Below are 17,152 nucleotides of genomic sequence, written 5' to 3'. Positions count from 1 at the left end.
TCCGCCTGTCAGTCGTGGATGGGAGCGCTGGCCTCGACGTCGCGGAGGCTCGTCATGGGAGATCGAGGACCGAGTTCGCTGACGAACGTGGCCGTGGTGGCAGGGTCTTCGAGATCGGCGAACCACGCCTGTAGCCATTCGCCGATCTGTTCGCGATGCAGGGAGTCCTCAGCCCCATCGAGGCCGAGGACCGAAGCCACCGCGGCTGCTTCGGCCGCGGGCGTCATCCCGGAATCGCGTGCGTACTGGCGCAGCTTCGCAGGCGTACTGAGACGCTGTTTGCTGGCCGGTTCTCGGATCATCAACGTGCGTGCGCCCACGACGCCGGCCACGGTGAGGTCCAGGACCCGGCGACTGCGACGCGTGATCGGAATGGCGTCGACGAATCGATCGCCCTGCCGCACGTACTGCGTGAACTGCCGGAACGTCTGCGCATCACGTTCGCGGCCGATCTTGTGCAGGACGTAGACCAGGCCAGGGTGCCTACGACCGACCCGTGCCGTGGTCTGGATGAACTCGGCGGTCGTCAGCGGCAGGCCCAGCATCACCATGGTGTTCAGCCGGTCCACGTCGACACCGTGCGAGAGCATCGAGCTGGCGGCCACCACGTGGATCCGCTCGGCGAAGTCCTCCTCCGGCTTCTCCAACCGGTCCAGGATGGCCCGGACGTCGTCGAACTCGGTCTGCCCGGTGAGCTGCTCGACGTTGATGCCCTCGACCGTGTTGTTGCTACCAAGACTTCGCCCGGCAGCTTCCACGTCGTAGAGCGTCGAGCCGTAGACCACGTCGGTGCCGTAGAGGCTGACCAGCGTGTCCACGTACTTCCGGTCGATGCCGGCTTCGGCACAAACGGTCGCAGGGTCGTCCTTGAGTAGGCGGACGCAGCGCTGCAAGGCGTCGAGCGTCCGGTCGCTGACGTGCTCCAACGTGACGCCACGGGGCGCGACGGCGACGAACCGCCGCAACGGCTTCTCCGTCGGGGTCGTCCAGAACGATTCACCCGCTCGCGGACCCGGCTGCGGAAAGACCCGCCCCTCCCGCTGGTAGAGGACCTTGGTCTGGTGCTCGTACCCGGTCAACGTCGCGCTGCTCGCCACGATCTTCGCCCGAGTGCCACACAGCTCGAACTGGAGATGGTCGAGCAGGCTCTCGTAGTGAGAATCGACCGCGCCGAGACTGTCCCGGAGCAGGTGCAACTCGTCCTGCAACCGCAGTGACGGGCCGAACCGCTTGGCGTCCATGGGCAGCGGCCTGAGGGCCTTGCCGCCCTGGCAGTCCGGCACCAGACAGCCGTTGGGATTCTTGGACCGCTCCGCGTACGTAAAGCCGTGCCATTCCACTGGGCACAGCTTCTGTGCCGGCCCTACCAGGCCGCGCATCGCCTGCTGCAGACCGATCGATGCGGCCTTGTCGAGGGTGCCGACCACCACCGTCGGCAGGAACCTGAACACTTCCTGGTCGACGACGTACATCGGCAGGGCCTGTCCCTTCCAGGGGCAGCTTTGGTTCGTGCAGCGATGGTCGAGCTTCCACCGTTGGCGGTCGAAGCGCATCTGGAGGTTCTCGTTTCGACAGAAGGGGCAGTGCAACAGGACCCGGTACTTGTCCGGCATGCCTGGGCTGTCGGGGGTAATCTCGTCGGTCTCGGTCTTCGGCACGATCCTGTTGGGCGTCCCCGCCCGCCCGACGAGGAAGCCGAGGCTGAATGGTGCACCCTTCACGCCCTCGTCTCGGCGCACCATCTCCGCGCCGGCCAGGGCATCGGCGAAACGCTGGGTCTGCTGGAGGCTCAGCAGCCGCAGCGGGAAGCGCGACCACGCCGTCACCCCCAGGACTTTGCCGGTGAGGCGGTCGAAGAACGCCGCCGTCAGGAGCAATCCCAGGTAGGTTTCCGTTTTGCCACCACCGGTCGCGAACCAGACCGTGTCGACGTACCTCGCCTCGTCCTCCGGCTCGGCGAGGAAACGGATGGCCGAGAGCAGGAAGCCGACCTGGAAGGGCCGCCAGGAGTCGTACCCGCGCCCCTTGGCGCTACGGGCGATGGCCTTGTTCATGAGCTGGAAGGCACGGAGGATCTCAGGACGGTCCTGTAGCAGCGCTAGACCGGACTGGAGCCTCCTTAGTTCCTCGAACACCTGCTCGGCCGACTCGTCGGCCTTGGCTCGCATCGTCGGCGTCCAACCCTCGGCGGCCTGCCGAGCGTCGAGAGCTGTCGAAGACCAGTGGGCGTGGTCATACGAGTCGAGGGCGTCGACCAAGGCTTGGAGCTGAGGAAGCGGGTCGGATGCGAGCCTCATGAACGACAGGTCCGGCTGCGGGGTGGATCCGCTCCAGTAATCGGGACGGTAGGTCTGCACGCTCACGTTGTCCGACGTGCGGAACACGCCTGATGCCACTACGTCGACGCCGACGTTCACTCCGTAGGCCGGCACCTTCCGGTCGTATCGGAAGCTGTCCGGTAGCGCCTCAAGCTCGAACGGCACGGTGGGAAGGCCAGAGACTTCGAGCTGCGTCTCGTACAGGTGGGAGTCGGTCAGGCCGGGTGCCTTCTCCGGGCTCGTGTTGACCAGCTGCACCACGACTTCGGTCTGCCGATGCCAGTCCTCCACGTCCACCCGCACCTCGGCGGAGAGACCCGGCGCGCCCACCGCGGCGAATGCATCCCGAAGCTGCTTGCCGCCAAATGTTCCGCTTTCGCCGTAGGCGAGGACCGGCACGACCTCCTCGACGAGGTCCGTCCGCCACCAGCGCCGGTCCGGGTCCGGCCCGTCCTTCGGATCCTTCACCCACGCCCGTGCCCGGACGGTCACCGTCATCGACCACGGTGGCGCCTCCGCAGGGCGAAGTCGGATGGCGATCGCACATGGGTCCAGACGCTCCGACCGATCGTCGGAGGCGTCCTTGCGCACCTCGTCCTCGCAGGCGAGACGGCCCAACCAGAACGTGCCGGAAGGTGCCACCTCGAGACGGCTCAAGCCGTCGCCGCGGCCCGCCGCTACCACCCGTCGGTCGAGCCAGTTGACGAACGCCTCGCAGGCCTGCTCCAGTGACTGGTCCCCCACGCCGCTCATGACGCCTTCCTCCTCACGGGCACGCCGAACTCGCCGGCCTTCGAATCGTCGACCAGGTACGACCGCAACGCGACGACCTCCTCGCTCTCCCGCAGCGTCGCCAACGACTTGCCTTGGATCTGCCTGATGCGTTCACGGGTGACGTTGAAGTGGGCACCGATGGCGTCCAGCGTCTCCTCGTCGCCAGTTCCGAGACCAAACCTGCGTTCGAGGATGCGGACTGCCCGGTACGGCAGAAGCGCGGCCAAGGTGCGGGCGACATCGGTACGGAACATCGCGTGGATGACGACCTCGGCGGGATCGGTACGCCCATCGCGGTTGTCGTCGTCGAGCAGGATGTCCGACAGGCGTAGGTCGCCCTCCTCTCCGAGCAGCATGTCGATGCTGACCAGCGGGCGATCGAGATCGAGGATCGCCTGCACAGATCCGGGCTCAACACCCGTCTCCTCGGAGATCTCCGCCAAGGTGGGCTCACGGTCGAGCCTCGACGTCAGCCGCGAAACCGCCCGGCGCACCCTCTGCACCTTCTCGTGCATGTGCACCGGGATCCGGATAGTCCTACCTCGGTCTCCGATCCCGCGCTCGATGGCCTGCCTGATCCACCACGTCGCATAGGTCGAGAACTTGAATCCCTTCGAGCCGTCGAACTTGTCGGCGGCCCGCATCAGGCCGATGTTGCCGTCCTGGATTCGGTCGGCGAACTCGACCCCGCTGCCTTCGTATTGCCGACCCCTGGCTATCGAGACCACCAACCGCAGGTTTGCGCAGACCATTTCTGCATGTGCGCGCCTTCCATCCGCCACGCGGCGTTCGAGACTCGATCGGAGGGTTGGGGCCAGCTCGTCGCCTCCCGCTTCCAACTCCTCCTGGGCAGCGCTCCCTCGGGAGATCAACGACCACAACTCGACCTCGCGGGAAGCACCGATCAGGGGGTATCGGCCGATCGCCCGCAGGTACTGGCCGACGGAGTCACCGTCATGTTCGTACCCCTTGGGCGCAGCCTGCTTCGGTCGAACGTCGATCGACCGTGGAAGCTCGACGCCTGCGTCCTGCAGAAGGCTGAGCAATTCGCCGTGTTGCGCCGACGACAGTTTCCGCTTCGTGGCGAGCAGTGCGACGTCAGCACGGCTCAGATGGCCGCTACGTGCCCAGTCACCTAGGAGATCGTCGAGCGTCTGACCCACGACATCGTCGACTGCTCTCGCTGCGGGCGTCTGCGAGTCACCTCCGAACATCCATGCAAGGTCGTCGTCCGCGGGGGCATCGCTCTCGACCTGTGCCGCCTCGACGTCCGATGCGTCGGCCTGTGCATCCGAGAGTTCCGCCGGCTCGGTGATGTCCTCGGCACCCTCCGTCGGTGGGCTCTCGACGGACGGGTCCGACGTGGCCGGCGGATCCTCCTGACGTGCTGCGGGTGACGGCTTCTGGCCCAGCGCGACCACCAGCGCATCGACCTGCCGGTGGGTCAACCCGAGCCGGGCGACGAAGTCGGCTACGACCGACTGCGCCGCTCGTGTACCACGGCGGTCGAGCATCGTGCGCAGCTCGTCCACCGGTGCGTCCGTGACGAGTGGCGCGGTCTTCGTTGCGGTGGCCCGCTGCGGCGAGGGCGCGACCACCATCGGTCCCCCGCTCAACGGTGGAGGCCCTGCCATCACGTCGTTGGCCGGCGTCTCCGCCTCCACCACGCGAGAGCGGGGCAGTTCGATGACGGCGGCCTCGACCGGAGGATTGGCGGATGCTTCGGCGGTCGGGAGCGCCTCCGAGTCGGATGACGAGTCAGGTGCAGCCACTGCTTGCGGGGTAGGTCCTCCGCCCACCATCTCCGTCTCGGACGGCGCATGGACCAACGTAGACGACGGCGTGGACGGTAGCTGGTCGCGGCGGATCCCCGCCGCTGCCGGGCGTGCAGAGGATTCGGCCGGCTCTGCCACGAGCGGAACGTCCCGCACCGGCGAGATCCTGCCTGCGACGGCTACGGCAGTGCTGCCCTGAGCTGCCCTCAAGGTCGCTTCGGGCGGCACCGGTGCGGACGACCACGAGGGTGCTGCCTGGCCGATGTGCGGACCGGGCAGTGCCGACCGCGCGCGGACGACCGTGCCACCCCCCGGCGCAGGCCGGTGCGATGGAGTCGGCGGCGACGGCGGATCAGGTGGAACGACGATGCCCAGCTCGTCGATGCGCTGCCACAGCGGCTCCAGTGCCGCCTCCGGGTCCCGGCTGAAGACACTTCCCCGGATCCGGACGAAGACGCAGTTGCCGACCCGCTCCAGCACGGCCTGCCGGCGTATGTCGCTCTCCCACTGCTCCGGCCCGTGGTACGCGTCGCCGTCACACTCGATGGCCAGCCGCCGCCCGTCCGGCGCCGGCAGCACGAAGTCGATCCGGTACCCGCCGATGCGGAACTGCGGCAAGGGCCGGTATCCCCGGCGCAGGATGCGGCGGAGCACCTCACGTTCGAAGTCGCTGTCGCAGCGCTTCTCCAGGTCGTCGTACACCTCGTCGGCGGCGGTGACGTTCTGGCAGTAGGTGAGCAGCAGCCCGCGCGCGTCGTCCTCCCGCAGATCAGCCGGCTGCACCGAGTGGAACACCCACAGCTGGTCCCGCGCGCGGGAGGCGGCGACGTTGACTCGCCGGTGGTGGTCACGCTTGGTGAAGGCAGCGACCGGGCCTTGGTGCGGCTCGACCACCATCGACACCAGGACGATGTCCCGCTCGTCGCCCTGGAACGTGTAGGGGTCACCGACCCGCAGTCGGCGCCGTTCCATCTCCTCCTCGCCGATCTCCTCGCGGAGCCGGGTCAGCAGATAGAGAGCCTGGCCGCTGGTGCTGAGGAGGCTGACCACGCCGATGCTGCGTCCCTCGTACGCGGGGTCGGCGACGATCGCCGCGACCCGTGCGACGAGAGCTTCGGCCTCGGGGAGATTGACGTCGCCGTAGCCGACGAGGCCTTGGCGGATGCCCTCCGGCACGTGCACAGCGATGACGGGGTCGCCTATGCCGGCAGGCCGGTCGGTGCGCAGCGGCTCGATCTCCCCGCCGTAGTACGTCTCGCTGGAGAAGCCGATGATCGCCGGCACGGAGCGGAAGTGCTCGGTGAGCAGAATGCGTTCCGGCGAGCGCCGGACGGCGTGGTCGTAGAGGCTGCTCTCCGGATCGAAGTGCTCGGCGGAGGGCACATCCACCAAGTGCGAGTTGATCAGGCTGGTGACCGAGCCGACGAACGACAGCTGCGGACCGATCTGCTGGTCGTCACCGACGACGACGGCTCGTTCGGCAAGGCTCAGGACGGGCAGCGAGAACATGTCGGCTTGGGACGCCTCGTCGACGATCACGACATCGAAGTGGGCGCCACCGGCGAACTGCTCGATCGCCCGGTCGACCGACATGACCCAGACCGGTACGGCGTCGACGGCGGCACTCATGGCCCGCTGGGCATGTGCCTGCCACAGCGCGGCGTTCTTCCCCGTACCCTTTCCGATCTTGCGCAGAGCAGTCGTCCAGTCGGCCAGCGCGGCCCGCCGACGGTCGTCGAGCGCCTTGGAGACCTCCAGCCAGGAGGAGGCGACGACGAGTTCCTGGGTGAGACGCCGAATGCGGTCCCGGGTCTGCTCGACCCGTCGCCCGAGCGCGACCGGGTCGACGCTGCCCACCACCTTGTCGAACCAGCTTTGGGCGCGGCGCCACTGCCATCGGTGCAGGCAGTCGCCGCCGGTGCCGGCGAGGGCGTTCGCGGTGCCCTCATCGATCTGGGCGGTCCATGCGGGGGCGGCCGACCGGAGCCGTTCGGCGAGTTCGGTGAACCGTTGAGCGTCGGGGCGCAGACCGGCCAGACGGCGTACCTCTTCGAGGAAGCCGTCCCAGCCGGGCAGGTCGGGCTGCTGTCGGCTCTGGTCGAGCAGCCGCCACAACTCGCTCGCGTCGCCCATGGACATGCCGGTCTCGAGTGCGACACCCAGCTCGCGCTCCTCGGCGAGGAGCCGGTCGTGAGCGAACACGGCCGCGCAGCGAGCGACAAGACCGTTGAGGGCAGTCAACCGGCGAACGTCGACTGCGTGCTCGACGTGGGGCACCAGTCGGCGGACGGTGGCGTGCAGGGCGGGCCAGCGCCGACGGTCCCAGTCCAGGGCCGTCGCCGCGTCACTGAGCAACCGGCCGGCCCAGAGCTCGGGCTGGTCGCCGGCCTCCTGAGGCAGGTTGAGCAGGCTCCGCCACTCGGTCCACCGGGTCGCCAGCTCCTGCCGCAGCCGCAGCCGGTTGACGTGCGCGGCAACGATGTCGACGTCGTCGGTGGTGCGCAGATTCTCACCGTCGATGCGGCAGTCCGTGGCGAGCTTGGCGAGAGTGCCCTGGAAGAGCCGGTTGACGCCTTTACCAGCGGCGAAGCGCTGGCGCAGTTCGCCGAGCTGCGCCAGTAGTCGGCGAGGCTCGGCGAGGTGCGGTTCAGGAACGGTGACCCGGTGCCCGGCGACGAGCCGGGTCGCCGCGGCGAGTTCGGCGAGCCCCCGCTGGCACGCCGCGACGTGGTCCTCCCACATGGCCCGCCAGTTCGCGTCGGCCTGCAGAAGCCTGGCGAGCCCGTCCGTCCAAGCGCCCTCGCGGGCGGTGAGCACGGCGAGCGCCTCACGCAGGTGCCCGGCGAGCTCGTCGAGCGCGGGCCGGCCGAACGCCCGTACTTGCTGGAGCACCACGCCTTCGGCGACGAGATTGTCCAGCTCGGCGCGGGCAGCGGCGAGTTCTCGCCGCGCGGCGAGGACGACCGAGGCGGTGGGCAGCGCGGCCGCCGTGGGCAGATGCCGCACCGCCTGCATGCGGTCCTGGCGGACGGTACGGCGCGCGATGTCGAGCAGGTCGGTGAACTCCTCGACGGTGAGCGGGGCGTCGAGATGCGGGGGGATCTCGTCGGGGATGTCGCCGTACCGATCGGCGCGGTCGCGCAGCCAGGCCCCGACATCGCTCGGCGACAGCTGAATGCCGTCGATCTCGTACCTGGCGGACTCGCTCTCCGCCAGTGTGCGCATGGCGCTGATCGCTTGGCCGAGGTCCCGTTCGGCCTCCTCGAGCTGGCGGTGCAGCCGATCCACGCGCTGCTGCTCGCTCCGCTTGTCGAGGGTGGCGCCGCGGTCGGAGAGTTCCCGGGCGGCGAGCTGAAGCTGGACAAGCTGGTCGGTGGACCGGCCGAGTACCGCAAGACAGAGGGATCGAATCTCCTCGGGCAGGCCGTCCCGCAGGACCCGCAGCGGGTCCTCCTTCTGCGCGACCACGAGTACCCGCTTGCCGTGCGCCATGAGATGGCAGATCAGGTTGCGGATGGTGTGGGTCTTGCCGGTGCCGGGCGGACCCTGGACGGCCACATTGCGGTGCTGAGCAAGCCGCCGAGCGATGGACTCCTGCGCCTCGTTGGTGGGCAGCGGCATGAGCAGCCGCTCCCCCAGCGGCACCCACTGGACGGGCTCGTCATGCGGCATCTCAAGGCGGCTCGGCTCATGGGCGAGGATGGCGGCCAGCGCACCAATGCTCGCAGTGTCGCCGTTCAGCAGGCGGGCCCGCAGCTCCTCAAGGAACCGGCGCAGCATCCGCTGCCGGGGCCGGACGAAGAGCACGCCGGTGTCGTGGACGTGAGGGCCGGTCAGTGCGGGCGCATCCGCGGCCCGGACGGCCGGATCGAGCCCGAGGCGCCGCAGAGCCCGCTCGAGAAACTCCAGGCGGCTGAAGTCGTCCCAGACGTCGAGGTCGAGCTGCCCGCCGGTGCCGGCGAGCGCGAGCAGCTGGCTGAGGTACCTCTCGTCGAGGCCGGTCAGCGGGTCGGTCTGGAGACGACCAGCCCCCTGCGGCACCACCGTGATCATCGACCGATCGACGTCGAACTCGACCGCGACCGGGGTCACGACCAGTGGGTACTGCACTCTGTTCGCGCCGATGTCCGTGCGCAGGACACCGTGCCCCCACACCAGCTCATGGGTGGCGGCGTTCATGTCGACGCGGTGCTTGAGGTCGAACAGGCTGCGGTGCAGCTGGCGTACTGCCTCCGTGGGCCGGGCCTGCTCGGCCCACGGACGCCAGTCCCGCTCTCGCCACTGCTCGAAGCGGGTCCGCAGGCGCTCGACCGTCTCCCCGTCGCCAGCCAGCCGCGGTTCGGTCTCGTACGACAGCGGCCCGGTCAGGTACGGACCGAACTCGGCGGGTGCCCGAAGCTGCTTCGGCGCGGGCGGCAGACCTACTCGCAACCAGGTGCTGCCGTCGGATGAGACGCCCACCTGGCAGTCCGCGTGGACCGGCAGTTCGTGCTGCCAGAACGCGTCCGCCTGCGACACCGTCCGGGCCGGCTTCTCCATCTGGGCGCGCACGGCCATCAGATAGTCGACCAGTGAGGTGGCACGGTCCAGGATCAACGCCGGTGACTCGGCGGGGGGCGTGGTGCGGAAAACCATATGAGACCTTTACTCGTTGGTGCGGCACGTCGGTCGAACGGGCACTGACGCGGTGCCCGACGGTACGGACAATGTCGTCCGATTCACGTCACCCACTGCTGCACCTGCCAAGAGCGTTGTCACAGCCTGGTCGGCTTCCCAGCAGTCGGGGAACTTGACCGGGACGTTGAGGTGGACCGGCTCGGCCGACCTGCGCGATGACGACCAACGGCTCGCCTGCGCGAGCCAGCTCGATGGCCGCCCGGATGACCAGGGACTTGCCGACGACGGGCGGCGAGTCGACCACGACGCCGCGGTGCTCGCCGGAGTGCAGGTCGGCCAGCACCGCTGCGACCACTCGCTCGGCCTCCTCCGCCGCCGACCACGCCGCGCCTGAGCCGTCGACGCTGCCGACCAGCCGTGCCGCTGGCGGGACCAGGAGATCAACCATTGGTCGCCTCCCAGAGCCCAATCTGGCCGTCCTCCGTCACCAGGAAGACATCGATCTGCACGTTCCGGAGAGTGCCGGCCGTCTCCACTAGCAGCGACCGATAGCGAGGCGCGTCTGGAAAGGCCATCGCGACCTGATCGCCACTGTGCTTCTCGCGTAGCCGCAGCACCTTCAGCAGAGCGTCGGCGTACCAGTGTTTCGCCTGGAGCGTCGGCGGCGTCGGCTTAACCTCGCCGGCCCGACGCGGGTCGGCGTACGTCTTCGACGGGTAGCCCTTGACCTCGACCTGGAGGCGCTGCCCGGCCCGCTCCGCGACGACGTCCGTGCCCTGTTGCTTGGTTGCGGTGTCCGCCACCTGGAGCAGCTGCCAGCCCTGCTCCTCAAGCCACCGGCACAGCACCGCCTGCACATTGCCCTCCCAGTCCCAGCTGCGTTCCGAGTCCGGCACTGCGCGCGGCTGCGCCACGGGGCCAGCTGCATCCTGGTTGCGGAGCCGGTTGACGATGACGCCGCTGCTGCGGTCCCGCGTCAGGATGCCAACCGACTCCATCTGCCGGCACCGCTGGTTGATTTGCTGGTGCAGCTTGCCGATCGCGATGGCCAGCTCTGCGTCGGTCATTCCGCCAGGCTGTGCGCGTAGTCGAGTGACGATCTGCTCCTCCAGCGTCTGCTGGCTCACGACGACTGCTCCCGATACGGAAACCGGCACTTCGCCCTGCTCATGCCGACCCCTTGAGGACCCGCAGCCGGTTACCGAAGAGCTGTTCTGCCTCGTCGAGCTGGACTCGCGCCCGCTCGGCCGCCTCGGCTCGCTGCGTGCGGTCAGCGTCGGCGTGCATCTCCAACTCGGCGCTTGCGGCCTTGATGACGATGGGCGGGTCACTGGTTTCGCGGCCGCCCGCGGCGCCGGGGATGTTGGCGGCGAAGCGCCAGAGCAGGCGTGTCACCGGGAGAGTCTGCTCGGCGAGACGGGCAGCCTGCTCCGCGACCTGGATGGCGGCGGTCAGGAAGTCGACCCGCGGGCTCAACGGCCCGACGATGCGCCGCTCCAGCGGCCATGTCGACACAGCGAGCAGACCCCGGACGGGCGTCAGGTGCTCGGCGGTCAACGCCGAGCAGAGATAGTACGGCCGGGAGTGCCGTGCGGTGCGGAACGACCGCTCCTCGTCCCGTCGCAGGTGCGTCAGCTTGCCGGTGGCGAATACGGTGCCAGCGACTCCAAGGAAGGCGTTGTGGACCTCGGCGATCAGCTTCGGTGCCGCTGGGGCGGAGAGCAGGGTGAGGGCATGGTGCACCTGGTCCCGCAGTGACACCAGCGGCGACTCGACCGAGGCAAGTTGCCCGTCGGCTTGCTTGGTCAGAACACCGAGGGCCTGCTCCCAGTCGCGCTCGGCGGCCCGCAGCTCGGCACGCAAGGCCGTTGCCTGAGCGTCATCGCCAGCCATCACCGCCCGCCGGACGGCAGCCCGCAGGGCGCCGATCCGACGTTCGACGTTGTCAATGGGCTCCGCCATGCCGAACATGCTACAAGTTCCAGTCTTTTCCAGTAAAGCCCCAATTCGTATTTCGTTGACGAGCGGAACATTACTTCGCCGAGCACTTGGAAGGGAGACCCGGACGGGTGATGACCACCCTCTGCTCGATCAGGTCTTCGATCTTTTGGCCGACACGACGCAACAGATGAGGCAGCCACCGTTGATCGGAGATAGTAGAACTGTCCGGCATACGACAATCTGTGCCTCGGCGGCCGGACATGGGGTTCATTTCGCCCTGAATGCACGCCTGGCAGGCGCTTGAGTGGATGCGAAGTCCCGGCTCGCTGGCTAGGGTTTCGACTCCGCACTCATCTACCCCCTTAGGACAGACGTGGGAATTGTCGGCCGACCGAAGCCGACCCTGATCACGCATTTCACGCACGTCGACAACCTGCCGCGCATCCTGAAGGCCGGCCGGCTCTTCTCGGACAGCAGCGTGGGCCCGCAGTTGGCGACCGACGTAGGCGCCGTGGAGATCAAGGCTCGCCGACGGCATCGACCGGTCCCCTGCCCACCGGGCGGCTTCGTCGCCGACTACGTGCCGTTCTACTTCGCCCCACGTTCCCCCATGATGTACCGGATTGCGTGCGACCATCGGGACGGGAAGCCGGGCTGCTACCCGGGAGGGGACGACCCGCTCGTCTACCTGGTGAGCACGGTCGAGCGGGTTCATGCTGCCGGCCTCCGGTGGGTGGCGAGTGACGGCAACTGCGCCGTCGGGCTCACCACCTTCTCGACCGAGGTAGATGAGCTGGCGGCTCTCGTCGACTGGTCTCTGTTGAAGGCGGAGATCTGGCGAAACATCCCCGAAGACATGGACCGGATGCGCCGACGAGCGGCCGAGTTCCTGGTGCATCGTGAGTTTCCACTCCGCCTGCTCGTCGGTTACGTCGTACGGACGGCAGATCGACAGGAACAGGTGAGGCAGGTCCTTCGGGACGCTGGCATGATCGAGCCTAACGTCCGTGTCATACCGGACTGGTACTACGGGTACAAGCGGAGGGAGGTGCGTTGATGATCATCCTGAGTCATGGCAACCTACTGACCGCCGAGGCCGACGCGTTGGTCAACACCGTCAACACGGTCGGAGTGATGGGCAAGGGCATCGCTCTCCAGTTCAAGCGCGCCTACCCGGCCAACTACGCGGCCTACCGAGCGGCATGCGCGAAGAACAAGGTCCGGCTGGGCCGGATGTTCGTGTTCGACTCAGCCCGCCTCGGTCCCCGCAGATACGTGATCAATTTTCCCACCAAGGGCCACTGGCGGGCCAATTCGAAGTTGTCCGACATCCGAGCCGGCCTTGCCGATCTCGTCCGCATCGTGCGCGAACGGCAGATCACATCGCTAGCGGTTCCCGCTCTGGGCTGCGGTAACGGTGGATTAGACTGGGACGAGGTTCGGGCAGCTATCGAGCAGGCTTTCGCCGAGCTTCCCAATGTGCGGGTGCTGCTCTTCCCGCCGGAGGGAGCGCCGGATCCGGCCGACATGCCGGTAGCCACCGAGAAGCCCTCGCTGACCCCCGGGCGAGCCACGCTGCTGCGGGCCATTGACAGCTACCTGCAACGAGCACGGGCCATCGAACCCCGCGACGGTGTCACCCTCCTGGAAATCCAGAAGATCGCCTATTTCCTCCAGGTCCTGGGGCAGCCGCTCCGTTTGGAGTTCGCTCGCGGTCGATACGGCCCGTACGCCGAAAACCTCAACCACGTCCTCGACCGGATGGAAGGGCACTACCTGACCGGCTTCGGTGACCGGTCGGCACGGGTCGAGGAGCTCCAGCCGATCCGGCTCACCGCCGACGCCACCGAAGCGGTCGCAAGGTGGTGGGCGGCCCAGGGCTCGGCACCGCCCGACGCCTTGGAGCAACTTTCCCGGCTGGTCGACGGCTTCGAGGCCCCTTACAGCCTTGAGCTGCTGGCCACCGTCCATTACGCGGCTACGCTGACTCCGCCAACCAGCGACCTCGCCGAGTTGACCGAACGGGTTCGCCGTTGGAGTGGCCGCAAGGCACGCCTCTTCACAGGCCCGCACATCAACCTGGCCTATGACCGGCTTCAGTCAGCCGGCCTCCTACCTGTGCTGAATCCTGCCTGATCCGCCGTCTCTCGCAGTGGCACCTGCGCGAATACGCCGTGCAGCGCGACGAGCAGAGAACTGCCCCTGGACGTCCTCGCCGGTGGTCGCCGCCGAGGCCGCGAGTTCCTCGTCGAGGATGGGTTGGTAGCTGCCTTGCAGGGGGACAGGAAGTCGGGGATGCCCGCGGTGGCAACGTTGACCAGCGCGGGGTGGGCGAGCACCTCGAGCGCGTCGAGAACCTCCGGCAACCGCGACAGCGCAACCGTGACCCTCAACTACGGGGAAGATGTCGCCTCCCGCCGCGGCGAGGGGACACCTTCCCCGTAGTTGCACCCAGACGGTCTCCCACCGCAGTCGGCGTAGTCGGCGGAGCATTCCGACCCGCCGGCGTTGACAAGCACGCTTGACATCACCTCCCGGCGTCAAGCATCCTTTACGTGACAAGGTCACTTGACGCCGGGGGTGTTGGTTGAGGAACGACCTTCGCGAGCTTCGGCAGGCTGCGGGCCTGTCCCAGCGGGAGCTTGGACAGGTCCTCGACGTCTCCCGACAGACGATCAATTCGATCGAGACCGGTCGCTACGACCCTTCCCTGCCGTTGGCCATCGCCATCGCTCGCCATTTCCACCGCAACGTTGAGGAGATCTTCCATGTCGACTGAGGGTCGCAACACGACACGCATGATGATCTTCGTCGCTGTTCTGCTGGCATTCACGGCGCTGGTGATCGCCATTGGTCTGGGGCTGCGGGAGCACGCCCCCGGCAACATGGGCGCCGGGTTCCTTCAGGGAGCGGCGATCGGGTTGCTCGCCATCCTGCTGATGGCGTGGCGGCTGAGCAAGCGACCGGATCGCGCGACGACGTTCGAGCGGGCCTGGACGCAGACGGGTGACGAACGCGACGACGCCGTGCTGACCCGCGCCCTGGCCGTGCTGGGCCTGGCCGCGTTCCCGCTCACCGCGGCATCGGCCATTGCCGTCGCACTCGGTGCCGAGCCGTTGATCGTGCTCACGATGCTGCTCTTTGCCCAGATCGGCGTCGGTGGCGTCGCCTTCCCGGTCATCAACCGCCGAAGCTGACCGGGTTGATCCCCGTAGCTACCGCTACCGCCGGTCGGCGCGAATCAAGCACCTCCCGATAATTGGTTCGGATCTCCACAAAAGGCTGCCACGCAGATCGTTCCTGCTGATCGATGGCGGTAGAGGGTTGCCTGATCGGTAGCGACGTGCACAGGATACGGGGACGCTCGATCAGCGTGCGTAGATCCACCGGTGCCTGGGCCACCCCGGGCCGGTGGTCTTCCACCTATGAGGAGGTTTCGTGGCACGACGCCGCTTCGCGGGGATAGCAGCCAGCGCCATCGTCCTACCGTTACTCGTCATCGCCCAGCCGACCGCCGCCTCGGCCACCCCGGAGGCCGCGACCGTCAAGCCGGTGCCGGCACCGGCCACCGGGCTCGCCAGTGACGTCCGTGAGCTGACCCGCAAGGACTTCACCTTCAACGGCCAGCGTCTGGAGGCGCCGACCCAGTACCAGCCGCGTACCCAGGCCCGGTCGAAGGCCGCCGCGGCCGACACGCCGCCGGTCGGCACGGTCCGGCAGTGGCTGGCGCTTGACGACTACCAGGGCATCATCTACCTGAAGGACTACACGCTGCGCGGCGTGGGCGACAACATCGAGGTGTGGGTCGCCAACGACACGGAGTTCCCCGAGGGTGACTGCCGCCGGCAGATCCCGAACTCCACGGTGGTCACCGACGAGCAGGTCGCGAACCTGGTCAACGAGTTCGACACCAACATGTACCCGAAGTCGACCGCCGCGTTCAGCACCCCGCCGGACCGCGACGGCAGCAACGCGCAGATCGACGGGGACTTCACCGGTGCCGGCAACCGGACGGTCACGCTCGTCGACAACGTACGCGACGACAACTTCTACGACTTCCCGGCCGCCCCCAGCTACATCGCCGGATTCCACTTCTCGCTCTTCAACGAGCTGCTCGACCGCAACATCATGACGGTCGACGCGTTCGACTGGGCGCACCGCACCGGCGCGAACCCGCCGAACGAGCCGACCGACGACCTGTGCACCAGCCGGCCGGCCCGCCCGCAGCTGTACGAGGGCACGTTCATCCACGAGTGGCAGCACCTGGCGCACTACTACACCGACCCGTTCGAGACGACCTGGCTGAACGAGGGTCTCTCCGACTTCGTGCAGACGCTCGCCGGGTACGTCGACGCCACGGCCCGGGTCGACGAGCCGGGCACGGACAGCCACATCTACTGCTTCCAGGGCTTCGGCATCGTCCAGACGGACTACAACACGAATCCACGGGACTGTGGTGGCCCGGAGAACTCGATAAACCTGTGGAACGAGGGCAGCACGTCGAGTGGAGTGCTGGCCGACTACGGCAACGTCTACTCGTTCGTGCTGTTCCTGTACGACCGCTACGGCCTGGACTTCATCTCACGGCTGCACCGCGACGGTGAGCTTCAGGGCTTCGCCAGCCTTGAGGCGGCGTTGAAGGCCGAGGGCGTCAAGGACATGTACAAGGTGATCCACGACTACCAGACGATGAACCTGGTGGACCGGATCGTCGGCAACTCCAAGCTGGGCATCATGCTCGGGGTGGACAAGCGCCGGGTCACCACGGCCAGCCTCGACGCCACCGTGAACCTGGCCAACCCCGCCTCGTACGCGGCCGGCGGCGCGGCACCCAACGGCGCCGACTACGTCACCCTGCAGAAGGCCAACGGCAAGCCGCTGGGCCTGGGCGACCTGCGTTCGATCAAGTTCCAGGGCGCGAAGACGCTGCCGCCGGTCCCGCTGGCCTGGCAGATCGTCAACGACGACCCGGATCGCAGCGGCAACCCGGTGCTGTGGTCCGGCAACGGCAACAGCCTGGACGTCGCGGCGGTCACCCCGGTGACCGTGCCGGCCGCCGACCCGACGCTGACCTTCCTGGCGAAGTACGGTGCCGAGGCCGGCTACGACTACGGCTACGTGAGCGTCTCCACCGACGGCGGCGAGACCTACACCGTCATCCCCGGTGAGGAGACGGTCGCCGGTCCGCTCGGCCCGGCGCTGAACGGCACCACCGACGGCTTCCAGCCGCACTCGTTCGACCTGTCCGCGTACGCCGGGCAGGACGTGCTGGTCAGCTTCCGGTACGTCAGCGACGGCGGGGTCAACGAGGGCGGTCTGCTGATCGACGACATCGCGGTCGGCGGCACGCTGGTCAGCGACGGTTCGAGCCTGGAGCCGTTCGACTCGCCGTCGGAGATCAACCCGACGCCGGTGGCGAACTGGAACGTCCGCTTCGTCGGCATCAACGAGAAGCTCAAGCTGGCCTACCAGGTGGAGGTCGACGGCAAGTCGAACTTCACCCTCGGTCTGATCCAGACGGCGCTGCTGTCCGCCTTCCCGAAGGTGGTCGCGATCGTCGCCTACGACGAGCCGACCGAGCAGGTCACGCAGTACGCCCCGTACACCCTCACGGTGAACAACGTGGCGCAGCCCGGCGGCGCTCCGCTGAGCTGACCTGAGCAGGAACTCCCGGTGCCGCCCGGCGCGGCACCGGGAGTTCTCTGTTTCCCCGGCGAAGCTGCCGGA

10 protein-coding genes are annotated in these 17,152 nt (G+C 67.9%); 5 read left to right on the top strand and 5 right to left on the bottom strand.

The features are described from left to right. Positions 1-8: 8 nt before the first annotated feature. The 5 genes from O7597_RS17450 to O7597_RS17425 all read right to left on the bottom strand — a co-directional run bounded on the left by O7597_RS17450 (position 9) and on the right by O7597_RS17425 (position 11,446). On the bottom strand, positions 9-3,071 hold the full coding sequence (locus O7597_RS17450; protein ID WP_281580162.1) for a helicase-related protein: 3,063 nt from the start codon (positions 3,069-3,071) through the stop codon (positions 9-11). Continuing rightward, positions 3,068-9,502, bottom strand: coding sequence for a sigma-70 family RNA polymerase sigma factor (locus O7597_RS31780; protein WP_348650758.1), 6,435 nt, complete (start codon positions 9,500-9,502; stop codon positions 3,068-3,070). The genes O7597_RS17450 and O7597_RS31780 overlap by 4 nt, the downstream gene beginning before the upstream one ends. Positions 9,503-9,590: 88 nt before the next feature. Continuing rightward, entirely contained in the window at positions 9,591-9,932 is a 342-nt protein-coding gene (locus O7597_RS31775; protein WP_348650757.1) for a hypothetical protein, read from the bottom strand. Further along, a complete protein-coding gene (locus O7597_RS17430) occupies positions 9,925-10,611 on the bottom strand; it encodes a hypothetical protein (protein WP_281580161.1) in 687 nt (228 codons plus the stop codon). Before O7597_RS17430 ends, O7597_RS31775 begins: the two co-directional genes overlap by 8 nt. Before the next feature lie 40 nt (positions 10,612-10,651). After that, positions 10,652-11,446 (bottom strand): hypothetical protein, encoded by a 795-nt coding sequence (locus O7597_RS17425; RefSeq protein ID WP_281580160.1) that lies wholly within the window; start codon positions 11,444-11,446, stop codon positions 10,652-10,654. 352 nt (positions 11,447-11,798) lie between these two features. On the opposite strand from O7597_RS17425, the gene O7597_RS17420 reads away from it, so the two are divergent. The 5 genes from O7597_RS17420 to O7597_RS17400 all read left to right on the top strand — a co-directional run bounded on the left by O7597_RS17420 (position 11,799) and on the right by O7597_RS17400 (position 17,080). After that, a complete protein-coding gene (locus O7597_RS17420; protein ID WP_281580159.1) occupies positions 11,799-12,482 on the top strand; it encodes a DUF4433 domain-containing protein in 684 nt (227 codons plus the stop codon). After that, positions 12,482-13,561: a macro domain-containing protein gene (locus O7597_RS17415; protein ID WP_281580158.1), complete on the top strand. Its 1,080-nt coding sequence runs from the start codon at positions 12,482-12,484 to the stop codon at positions 13,559-13,561. The genes O7597_RS17420 and O7597_RS17415 overlap by 1 nt, the downstream gene beginning before the upstream one ends. Positions 13,562-14,012: 451 nt before the next feature. Beyond that, entirely contained in the window at positions 14,013-14,204 is a 192-nt protein-coding gene (locus tag O7597_RS17410) for a helix-turn-helix transcriptional regulator (protein ID WP_269739667.1), read from the top strand. Beyond that, the gene (locus O7597_RS17405; protein ID WP_281580157.1) at positions 14,194-14,622 is read left to right on the top strand and encodes a hypothetical protein; all 429 of its coding nucleotides are present in this window, start codon (positions 14,194-14,196) and stop codon (positions 14,620-14,622) included. The genes O7597_RS17410 and O7597_RS17405 overlap by 11 nt, the downstream gene beginning before the upstream one ends. Positions 14,623-14,863: 241 nt before the next feature. After that, a complete protein-coding gene (locus O7597_RS17400; RefSeq protein WP_281580156.1) occupies positions 14,864-17,080 on the top strand; it encodes a choice-of-anchor J domain-containing protein in 2,217 nt (738 codons plus the stop codon). The last annotated feature ends 72 nt before the right edge of the window (positions 17,081-17,152 follow it).

Source organism: Verrucosispora sp. WMMC514, assembly GCF_027497295.1.
Taxonomy (GTDB): Bacteria; Actinomycetota; Actinomycetes; order Mycobacteriales; family Micromonosporaceae; genus Micromonospora; species Micromonospora palythoicola.
This window is presented reverse-complemented; position numbering and strand designations above follow the sequence as displayed.

Bases quoted from the DNA above. Each gene is read 5' to 3' on its own strand.
- O7597_RS17450 (WP_281580162.1), bottom strand. From the start codon at position 3,071: ATGAGCGGCGTGGGGGACCAGTCACTGGAGCAGGCCTGCGAGGCGTTC.
- O7597_RS31780 (WP_348650758.1), bottom strand. From the start codon at position 9,502: ATGGTTTTCCGCACCACGCCCCCCGCCGAGTCACCGGCGTTGATCCTG.
- O7597_RS31775 (WP_348650757.1), bottom strand. From the start codon at position 9,932: ATGGTTGATCTCCTGGTCCCGCCAGCGGCACGGCTGGTCGGCAGCGTC.
- O7597_RS17425 (WP_281580160.1), bottom strand. From the start codon at position 11,446: ATGGCGGAGCCCATTGACAACGTCGAACGTCGGATCGGCGCCCTGCGG.
- O7597_RS17415 (WP_281580158.1), top strand. From the start codon at position 12,482: ATGATCATCCTGAGTCATGGCAACCTACTGACCGCCGAGGCCGACGCG.
- O7597_RS17405 (WP_281580157.1), top strand. From the start codon at position 14,194: ATGTCGACTGAGGGTCGCAACACGACACGCATGATGATCTTCGTCGCT.